We start from the raw sequence: 11,572 nt of genomic DNA, 5'->3' as shown, positions 1-11,572 counted from the left end.
AAATAAAAATTATTTTAAATAAAAAATTAATAAGTTTTTAAAAACATACAAAAAAATGGACTTTTACCTTTTGATTTTTGGTAAAAATCCTTTATGTAAATAGTCTCAATTAAGAGACTATACAAAAACAATTTCTCTTAGTGTCAACGATAATTGTCTTGCCTTTTCATTGTACTCAATTGTTAAAAAAAATCAAAACTTATTTTCTTATCCTTGATTCTTTAAATTTAGAATAATATAGTGTTATTATAAAATATAAAATTAAAGGAGTTAATATGAAAAAAAACAATGGCAAAAGATGGATAGCTGTGGCTATTGCTCTACTTTTGTTAGTAGCGTCTTCTATTGTATCAAATAGGAGCGATAAAATATCTGAAAAACAAGCTGATAAATTAAAAAATGAATATTTAAATCAGTTTAATCCTTTTTCAGCTACTGCAAATAAAAATATTGTAGAAGATGGGGATAAGAAAAATAAAATTGCTCTTATTTCCTATGAGGGAGCAATTGGAGATGGAGAAGTTTATGATTCTTTTATGGAACAACTTGAGGATATAAACAAGGATGATTCTGTTAAGGGTGTAATTATGCAAGTAAATTCTCCAGGTGGAGCTGTTTATAATTCTGAACAAATTGCAAACAAAATAAAAGAAATTCAAACTGACAAAAAAATCCCTGTATTTACAGTTATGAAGACAATGGCTGCAAGTGGTGGATATTATATTTCTGCACCAACTGATAAAATTTACGCTTCAAATGAAACCTTAACTGGTTCTATTGGTGTAATTATGTCATCAAGATCTTTCCAAGGTTTGTTTGAAAAATATGGAATTAAAGAACAAAATATTACAACAGGCAAGATGAAAGATGCAGGCTCTCTTGGAAAAGATATGACCGATGAGCAAAAAAAATATTTCCAAGACCTTATAAATTCGTCATTTGATAGGTTTATAAAAGTTGTATCTCAAGGTAGATCTATGAAAGAAGATGAAGTTAGAAAACTTGCAGACGGCAGAGTTTATGATGGAGCTCAAGCTAAAAACAATGGTCTTGTAGATAAAATTGGAAATCTTGATGATGCAATTGAAGATATGAAAAAAGATTATAAATTAAATAATCCAGAAGTTTTTGAATATGAAGGAAGTGATTATTCATTAAAAAAATTATTTTCAAAAGCACAAAATTTAGTAGAAAAAAATTCTTCATCTGATCTTTCAGTTTTGAAAGAATTAATGGAAAAAGAATCTCCACTACCAATGTATTATTATGGGAAATAGGTGAAATTATGGAAAATATGGAAACAATTGAAAACAACTCTTTGAATGTACAAAAGACAATCTCCATACCTCAATTTGCCTATGCTGGTTTTTTCCTAAGACTTGTGGCTTTTACAATAGACTCTATAGTTGCCTATTCTTTTTCAAATATTATTATGAAAATTTTTCAAATAAAAACGGATTTAACAATTATGAATATAGAAATAAATCCGTTGATTGAAACAGGAATTTGTTTGTTATATTTTTTCATCTTAACTTATTTGAACAAGGGCCAAACTTTAGGAAAAATGGCGATGGGAATTAGGGTTATTTCTTTAAATGATGAAAAACTTAGTTTTTTTGATTGTTTGGTAAGAGAAGTTTTCGCAAGATATATTCAAAATTTTATAAAAATTTTGTACCTAATTATAGGATTTAGCCCAAACAAACAATCTTTGGCAGATATGTTGGTTGATACGGTTGTTATAAAAGATGATGTGGTAGATTATCTTTTTGAAAATTAAAAATATGGTTTAAAATAGCTTAGTCTATTTTAAACCATATTTTTTCGAAATTTTTAACATTAATAAGAATTCAAAAGAACATTTTAGATTCAAAAACTGTAATGATTATGGTTTTTGTAGAGGATTAATATATTGTAATAATTACAAATGTAGTACAAACAATGCTTATGATTTTAATTACTATATTAAAGAATATGTTAAGAAGATTAGAAAGGGTAATTCTAAATTCTTTTTAGATATGTGATATTATGAGAAAATATTTATTAGAAAATAAAAAAAATTTAATTATTTATATTATTATTTGTTTTTTTGCGGCAATTTTAAGTGCGGGTACTGCTTTTTTGTATCAAAAATTAACTTTTTTTGCTGTATCTAAGGAATTTAAAAAGCTTATTTTTTTGGGTTTTATAGCAATTCCATATTTAACTATTGAAGCTATGTTTGATTATTTTCCTAGAAAATTTAAATCTAAAATTATTAATAATATAATTAAAAAACTTAGGGAGGATTTGATTATAAAAATTGATAGGGAAGATATATCATATCTTAATTTGGATTACAAAAAAGATTTAAAAAACAAGATGATTAATGATCTTGAAGCTATAAATAATTATTTTAATGGCATTTTATCTTCATTATTGTATATATTTATGTTTTTTATATCTCTTTTATCAGCTATTTATATACAAGGAACTTTAACTTTTATAATGCTATTATTCTCATTTATACCATTTTTATCACCTTTTATTTCTAGAAAAATTTTATCCAATAAAAAAGAAGAAGAACTTGATTCTAAGAGTGCTTATCTTGAAAATTTTGATGAATTTTCAGAAAATATTTTATTTATAAAAATATCAAAGCTAGGCTCATATTTTAATAATAAACTAGGCGAATTAGCAGATATTTTGAAAGATAAATCTATTATTTTTGAATCATCATTGGCAAAAACATTTGCCATAAGTTATGGTTTGGGAAATATATTATATTCAGGAACTTGGATAATCGGAGGATTTTTTGTATATAAAAATTTGATAGATTTACCATCGCTAATTGCTATGACAACACTTATGATAACAATAGCAGGTCCTATTCAGTCAATTGCAGATTCATATAGTGGAATTATTTCATCTAAAAAAATTTTTGATAAATATTTAGAATATTTAGAAGAAACTAATATAGATAAAGCAACTATAGAGATAGGAAAAATTGACAAGTTAATAATTGATAATATTGATCTGAAATTTGCGAATAATTGCATAATAAAAAATATAAATTTGGAAATTAAATCTGGTAATAAATATCTTATATTAGGAGATAGTGGAAGTGGAAAATCTAGTTTTCTCAATTTGATTTTAGGAATGTTCGCAAATGAGAATAAGAAAATATTTATAAATGGATATGCCCTATCTCAATTGAATAAAAAATCTTATTATGAAAATATATATTTCATCCCTCAAGATACAATTATTTTTACTGGATCAATAATAGATAATATAACTTTGTTTGATGAGGACAAAAATTATGATAGGTGTTTAAAAATTTTAGATATGGTAGGTCTAAATTATTTAATAAAAAACAGAAATCTCAATTACAAAATAGATAAAACAACTCTTTCGGGAGGAGAAAAAAAGAGGATAGATCTTGCTAGAGCTATTTATTCAGATAAGTCTATGATTATTATTGATGAAGTAACATCAGGTCTTGATATATATAATGAAAATTTAGTAGCTCAAATAATTAAAGAGATAGAAAATAAAATAATTATTTGCGTAAGCCATTCAACAAATCCTAATTTGTTAAATTCATTTAATAGAAAATTAAAAATAAAAAATAAAAAAATATATCAATTTTAAAAAATAATCCCTATAAGATTTTATATTAAATCTATAGGGATTGTTTTTTAAAAAATTATAAGTGATTTATACTTTTTAAAATTCCTATCTTGTGATATGATTGTTAGGTAGAAATTTCGGAATTACCACTATATATAGTGGATTAAATATAAAAATAACAATATTTAGGGGTGGATATGGAAGTTAAAAAAAGAGATGGTCAAGTTGTTGACTTTGAAAGGGAAAAGATTAATCGTGCAATCTTTAAATCTTTTAGGTCTGTTGATTCTGTTATTAGCGATGAAAATTTGGATAGAATTTCTCTTAATATAGAAAAAACAATCAAGGAAAGATACCCAAAAGACCATGTAGTTACTGTTGAAGAAATTCAAGATTTGGTTGAGCTTGAACTTATTGAAAATAATTACTATAAGGAAGTTAAATCCTATATTCTTTATAGGGCAAAACACAATATGGACAGGAAAGTTCTAACCGATTTTGAAGCTTTTATTGATGATGAATATACTCTTTCTATAATCAAAGATATTAATGATGAGTATGACAATCAAAGATATCCAATCGAGTCTTTGTATTTAAAATTTGAATCCTTTACCAAAAAAAATATGACCAAGGAAGCCTTGCTAAACGCCCTTATCAAGGCTGCAAGTGAGCTTACAAGCAAGGAAGCTCCTGATTGGGAATTTATTGCTGCAAGGTTTATGATTCATTTGATTAATTTAAAAATTAGCCTTAGCGAAGAAAAATATGGAATTGTTGATTTTAGGTCAAAAGTTCAATACCTAACTTCAGCTGGTCTTTATGGATCATATATTTTAGAATCTTATACCAATAAGGATTTGGAAGAATTGGGAGCATATTTAAAAGAAGATAGGAATAAATTATTTACTTATTCAGGCCTTGATTTAGTTGCAAAAAGATATTTAATTAAAACCTTTGAGGGAGAATATATTGAAAGTGTCCAAGAAATGTTTATGGGAATTTCTATGCACCTTGCCATTGGCGAAAAAGATCAAGTTTCTTTTGCCAAAAAATTATATGATATTTTATCACAATTAAAGGCAACTATGGCAACTCCAACAATGACCAATGCAAGAAAGCCCTTTAACCAACTTTCTTCATGTTTTATAGACACAGTTCCAGATACCTTAAAAGGAATCTACCGTTCAATCACAAACTTTGCCCAAGTTTCAAAACACGGTGGTGGAATGGGACTTTATTTTGGAAAAGTTAGGGCCCAAGGTTCTGATATTAGAGGAATTAGAAATGTGGCAGGTGGAGTTATAAGATGGATAAAACTTGCAAATGACACTGCAGTTGCCGTTGACCAACTTGGAGTAAGACAAGGTGCAGTTGCTTGTTATTTGGATATTTGGCATAAGGATATACCAGAATTTTTATCCCTAAGAACAAATAATGGCGATGATAGGATGAAGGCCCACGATATTTTCCCAGCAGTTTGTGTGCCAGATCTTTTCTGGAAAGAATGTAGGGATAATATTGGTGGAGATTGGTATATGTTTGATCCTCACGAAGTTTTTGTAAAATATGGCAAATCAATCGAAGATACCTACGGGGAAGAATTTGAAGAATTTTATTATAAGCTTGTAAATGACAAGGAAATTTCAAAAAGAGTAATTGCCATAAAAGATTTGATTAGGCTTTTGATAAAATCATGGACAGAAACAGGAACACCTTTTGTTTTTAATAGAGATGCAGTAAACAGGGCAAATCCAAACAAACACAAGGGAATTATCTATTCCTCAAATCTTTGTACAGAAATTGCCCAAAATATGAGCCCATCAGAGACAGTCAGCGAAGAGATTAAAACTGTTGATGGAGAAACAGTAATTGTAAATACAACCAAACCTGGAGATTTTGTAGAATGTAATCTAGCAAGCCTAACTCTTGGAAATATTGATGTAAATGACAAAGAAGAATTAGAAGAAGTTGTTTCTACAATAGTAAGAGCTTTGGATAATGTAATAGATTTAAATTATTATCCAACTCCTTATGCTAAAGTAACCAACAAAAAATACAGGGCAATAGGACTTGGAACAAGCGGTTACCATCACATGTTGGTAAAAAATGATATAAAATGGTCAGAAGAAGATGCCCATCTTGATTTTGTAGACAAGGTCTATGAAGATATAAACTATTTTGCAATCAAAGCATCAAATGAAATTGCAAAAGAAAAGGGATCATATTCTTGTTTTGATGGAAGTGATTGGGATAATGGAGATTATTTCAAACAAAGAGGATATGAAAGCGAAAGATGGGAAAATTTAAAGAAAGACGTTCACGAAAATGGACTTAGAAATGGATATTTATTGGCAGTAGCTCCAACAGGATCAACCTCAATAATTTCAGGAACATCAGCAGGAGTTGACCCAATAATGAACAAATATTTCCTAGAAGAAAAAAAGGGAGCAATAGTACCAAGAGTTGCTCCAGGACTAAATACAAAAACCTTCTGGCTATACGAAAATGCCTATAATATTGACCAAAATATTTCAATGAGAGCTTGTGGAGTAAGACAAAGACACATTGACCAAGCCCAATCAGTAAATGTTTATATAACAACAGAATACACAATGAGACAAATTTTAAACATCTACCTAACAGCATGGGAAGCAGGAGTAAAATCCCTATATTATGTAAGAGGAAAATCACTTGAAGTAGAAGATTGTGATTCATGTGCGTCATAAATTTATTAAAAAACTAATATAAATTAATCACTTCGGATTTGGGGAGTTTTTTCAATTTGAAATCAAATTAAATTTTTCCGTATCATATTCTTTGCTTTAGGATTTATCTCCCACAGGCAAATACCGAAAGAAGCGAAGCTTCTTACAAATTTAGCCCGCGCAGCGGTCGGTTGCAGGGGGGAAAGTGGGGTTTTAGGGGATATAATTATTGAAATTGTTCCAGTGGTACAATTTCAATAATTATACCGCGGCGTTTATTCGTAGTTTTATTTTAAAATTAAATTTTAATTTAAGATTTTGTTAAATTTTAAAATTAAGTTAGCGTGGAAAAAAGGGGGAGAATTCGAAACTCCCCCATTTCCTCCGCCCTAACTTAACGAAGTATTGTATTAATTTAAATAAAATATTTAGCAAAGAAAAAAATTTTAATAGTTTTTAAATATTTTATAATTATTTAAAAGTAAAAATATAAGTTCGATTTCGAAAATGGGGTATAAAATTAAAAATATTAGTTTATAAATAATTATTTCCCATAAGATAGGAGGCAAAAACATGGAAAAAAAATATAAGGAAGAAGTTTCTAAAAGAGGAATTTTTAATGAAGAAGGTGATATTGACCTTTCTAAAAGAAGAATAATAAATGGAAATACAACCAATCTTAATGATTTTAACAATGTAAAATATACATGGACAAGTGATTGGTATCGCCAAGCTATGAACAATTTTTGGATTCCTGAAGAAATTAATTTAAACCAAGATATAAAAGATTATAGAAATTTATCTAAGGCTGAAAAAAAAGCTTATGATAGGATTTTGTCATTTTTGACCTATCTTGATTCAATCCAAACTGCAAATTTACCAAATCTTCAAACCTATATAACAGCAAATGAGATAAATCTTTGCCTTGCTATTCAAACCTACCAAGAGGCAATCCACTCCCAATCTTATTCCTATATACTTGATACAATTTGCTCTCCTGATGAGAGAACAAGAATTTTGTATTTGTGGAAGGAAGATGACCATCTTTTAAAAAGAAATAAATTTATCGGCGACCAATACAATGAATTTATCAAAGATGATAGCGAATTTAATTTGATGAGAGTTTTGATTGCAAATTATATACTAGAAGGAATTTATTTCTATTCAGGCTTTTCATTTTTCTACAATCTTGGAAGAAATGGCAAAATGCCAGGAACTGTTCAAGAAATTAGATATATAAATAGGGATGAAAACACCCACTTGTGGCTATTTAGGTCAATGATAAATGATTTGAAAGAAGAAAGACCAGACTTATTTACTGACGAATTAAAAGAATTCTACTTATCACTATTAAAAGAAGGAGTAGAACAAGAAATTGCCTGGGGAAAATATGCAATTGGAGATGAAATCCAAGGATTAAATTCACAAATGATTGAAGATTATATAAAATATTTGGGAAATCTAAGAGCAAAAGGACTTGGACTTGGAACAATTTATGAAGGGTATGAAGACGAACCTCAATCAATGAAATGGGTAAGCGAATATTCAGATCCAAACCAAGTAAAAACAGATTTCTTTGAAGGAAAAGTTTCTGCTTATTCTAAATCTTCAGTTATTGAGGATGATTTATAAAATAAATTTTATAAACTGTTGTAGAATAGATATTTCTATTTTACAGCAGTTTTTTATTTGCAAAAAATCTAAGAAAATTAGACTTTTGCCTTATAAAAATTTTTTGTAAAAATAGAAGATATTTAAAAATAATCCAAAGTTTCAATTAATTTAAAGGAAGTGGTGTTTGATTTGAAATCTTTGAAATTTTTTTACATGAATTTAATATATTATACTTAGCCTTATTTAATTTATAGTAAAAATATTTTAAAGACTTGGATTTTGTTGGTTTTTTAGTTTTTTTAAAAATTTTTATATTTAACAAAAAAATAAATTGAAATATTGTGTTTTTTTCTACAATTTTGTATAATGGAACAGATAGTGATTATCACTATTAGAACTAACGGGTTTTTAAATAAAAAAACTTGTAAGAATTTATAAATTTTTAGAAAGGGGGAAAAGTGAAAAAATAAAAATTGATATTGAAAAAATATAGCTAGATTATAAAGCGAATAAAGTAATCATATAAAGGTTTTAATTATAAAAATTTATAAGGATTTAGATTTGTATTTATTCGGCAAATTATTTGATTAGATAAAAATATTATGAAAAACTTTACTAAGAATATCAAATAAAAATTAGTTATTTTAAAAAATACTATAAAAATGAGAAAAGCAAAGTTATTTTTACCAATATCAAGACTTATAAACCGAATATTTTAGATAGAAAATAAAATTGATTTAAAAATTTTAAAAAATATCTAAAAATTCATCCTTGCAAAATAGATTATTTAATTTATTTGCAATTTGGAGTTTATACTCCACAACTCAATAATTTTTAAAGATTTTTATGTAAATGAAAATCAAAAAGGTTTAGGTTACCTTTAATAACCTAAATATATTTTGTAAAGAGGAAAGATGAAAAATACATTTTTAAAGAAAGTATTGACCTTTATTATTGTAGGATTAGCGTCTATGGCTATGATAAAATCGTCTATGTTTGTCTTAGAAAAAAATAAGCTTGCGGCTGAAAAAAAAGACAAAATAGTAAGCGATAGCGCTCGTCTTGCAACAGATTTAAAAGATGGTCAATACGAAGCAAGTTCTGAAGGTTATGGTGGTTTGTTGACTGTTAGAATAACTGTAAAAAATGGAAAATTAACAGACATCAAGATTTTATCCCATAATGAAACTGAGGAATATTTTAAAAAGGCTTCAGCGATAATAAAAGAAATTTTAAGAACAGGAAAAGTAGATGTAGATTCTGTTACAGGAGCAACCATATCATCAAATGCTATAAAAGATGCTGTTTTAAAAGCTCTCCAAAAAGCTGGTTCGAAAGAAAAAATAAAAGAAAAATCTAAAAAAGAAGATAAAAAACCAGTAGAAGGTTTAAAAGATGGAGAATATTTTGGTAGCGCAAATGGATATGGTGGAAATTTAACCGTAAAAGTAATCATAAAAAATGGAAAAATAAGTGGAATTGACGTTGTTTCACAAAATGAAACACCAGAATATTTTAATAGAGCTTATGCTGTAATAAATAAAATTTTAAGTAGTGGAAGTGTAAATGTAGATTCAGTAACAGGAGCTACAGTATCATCAAATGCTATAAAAATGGCAGTAGCTGATGCCCTTCACAAAGCTGGCTCTAAGGAAAATGCAAAAGTACAAGCTGTAAATAAAGCATCAAGCAATAATAAAAGAGCAAATGCTAAAGGGACAGTAGCAATTGGAAATAAAGACCTTAAAGATGGAGTTTACACAGGCTCAGGTCAAGGATTTAATGGGCCAATAAGAGTTAGAGTAACCATATCGAAAGGCTCAATAACAAATGTAGAAATACTTTCACACAGCGATGACAATCCATATTTTGGTAGAGCAAGAGCAGTTATATCAAAAATTTTAGGAAAAGCTGACAAAAGTGTTGATACAGTTTCTGGTGCAACATATTCAAGTAGAGGAATACTTGATGCAGTAAGAAATGCTCTATCAAAAGCAGGTGGAAGCAAAAATGTTGATAATAAAAATAAAAAACCATCAAATACAAATCAAGCAAAAAAACCAAATAAAAAACCAGAAAAACCAAGTAAAGATAATAAGATTTACAAACAATACAAAGATGGTGTATACGAAGGAGTAGCAGAAGGCTTTAATGGTCCAATAAAAGTTAAAGTAACCATAGCAAAAGGTTCAATAACAAAAGTAGAAATCCTTTCACACAAAGAAGACGATCCTTATTTTAGCAAATCAAAAGGAGTAATCTCAAAAATGCTTGGTAAGCCTGGCAAAAACGTGGATACAGTATCAGGCGCAACATTCTCAAGCAAAGGAATAATAGATGCTATAAATAATGCAGTATCAAAAGCTGGAGTTGAAAATAGTCCATCAAAACCTGACAAAAAGCCAGATAAAAAACCAGAAGAAGATAAGAAACCAGAAAAACCAAGCGAAGAAAAAATAGATGACGCCCTTAAAAAATATTATAACGATCAACCATTAAAAGACGGCGAATATACAGGATGGGGCATTGGATATATTAATACAAGAAAAATTAGAACATATATAAAAGTCGAAAATGGAGAAATTTCTGAAATAAGAGTAGGAGAAAATTCAGAATACGGCGATGATATGGGACCATTTAGACAAAAAGCAGAAAAAGTTTTATCCTTTATCAAAGGAAAAGAAGCAAGACTAAATCTTGCAAAAATGGGATTATACAGAGAGTATTTTGAAACAATAAGAAAAAGTAGTAACCCAAAAGCAAAAGCATTAGAACTTTTTGGTGCAGAATATGCAAAAAATCTTAACGGATATAGAAATGATAATTCAGAATCAGATTTAACGCTGATTTCAAGAACAGTTAAAGCTTATATGTCCAAAAAATATAAGTCAAAAGAATTATTTGATAGCGTTACAGGTGCGACAGTTAGTGCTAGTGGAATATCATCAGCAGCGAGAGAGGCGACAAAAAAATCATCAAATGATTACATTACAAATTCAGATGTAAAAGAAATCACAATAACAGCTCCAAAAAATAAAAACATAGAAGTAAACAAAGGCGATGGAGTTGATTTTACAGAAATGAAAGTAAACTTAATCAAAAAAGATGGAAGTCAAAAAGAAGTAGAATGGAAAGATTTCAAAGAAAATGGAATTAGCATTACAGACGAAAATGGAAAAATAATAGAAAACGGAAGCGACTTAAAAAATTATGCTAACAAAAAAATTATAAAAGCAAAAGTAATCCACCAAAAATCACTATCCTATGATGATTTTAGAATTTTAATCGGAAAATATAGTAAAGATTATATAATCGGATTAGAATACAGCGCAGATGGAAATAAGTGGTACAAAGTCGATAAAGTTGAAATGGATTATGTAGATAAAAGAAATATTTCCGACCATCAAGTTATCGATGCACCAACATCATTTGAATTTGAAAAAGTAAAACTTAGAGCAGTATCAAAAAATGGTAATCGTTATGAGTACACAGGCGATAAATTGCCAGTAAATAGACAAGTAAAATATACATTGCTCAAAGAAGAAAATCCAAATACACCAAAGACAATATATGTAAACTTCCAATTATCAGGAGAAGAATCCGATAAAAATTTAGTAGAAGAAAAAGAAAAAGAAGAAAAG

At 28.1% G+C, this 11,572-nt stretch carries 6 protein-coding genes; all 6 read left to right on the top strand.

The window, feature by feature from the left end; all coding sequences use genetic code 11:
* Positions 1–275: 275 nt before the first annotated feature.
* Positions 276–1,277, top strand: coding sequence for a signal peptide peptidase SppA (gene sppA / locus HMPREF0078_RS07690; protein ID WP_004839585.1), 1,002 nt, complete (start codon positions 276–278; stop codon positions 1,275–1,277).
* Positions 1,278–1,285: 8 nt separating this feature from the next.
* Positions 1,286–1,780 carry an RDD family protein gene (locus HMPREF0078_RS07685; protein ID WP_004839584.1) on the top strand — a complete coding sequence of 165 codons (495 nt, stop codon included), beginning with the start codon at positions 1,286–1,288 and terminating at the stop codon, positions 1,778–1,780.
* Positions 1,781–2,028: 248 nt separating this feature from the next.
* Positions 2,029–3,633 (top strand): ATP-binding cassette domain-containing protein, encoded by a 1,605-nt coding sequence (locus tag HMPREF0078_RS07680; RefSeq protein WP_004839583.1) that lies wholly within the window; start codon positions 2,029–2,031, stop codon positions 3,631–3,633.
* Between the two features lie 176 nt (positions 3,634–3,809).
* Complete coding sequence (locus HMPREF0078_RS07675) at positions 3,810–6,338, top strand: ribonucleoside-diphosphate reductase subunit alpha (protein WP_004839582.1); 2,529 nt, start codon at positions 3,810–3,812, stop codon at positions 6,336–6,338.
* A gap of 552 nt (positions 6,339–6,890) precedes the next feature.
* Positions 6,891–7,949: a ribonucleotide-diphosphate reductase subunit beta gene (locus HMPREF0078_RS07670; RefSeq protein WP_004839581.1), complete on the top strand. Its 1,059-nt coding sequence runs from the start codon at positions 6,891–6,893 to the stop codon at positions 7,947–7,949.
* Between the two features lie 896 nt (positions 7,950–8,845).
* The coding region (locus tag HMPREF0078_RS07665) for an FMN-binding protein (RefSeq protein WP_004839579.1) at positions 8,846–11,572 on the top strand (2,727 nt) is incomplete at its 3' end.

It is taken from the genome of Anaerococcus vaginalis ATCC 51170 (assembly GCF_000163295.1).
GTDB classification, from domain to species: Bacteria; Bacillota; Clostridia; order Tissierellales; family Peptoniphilaceae; genus Anaerococcus; species Anaerococcus vaginalis.
Note: the sequence above shows the minus strand (reverse complement) of the source record. Positions and strands in the feature narration are given on the sequence as shown.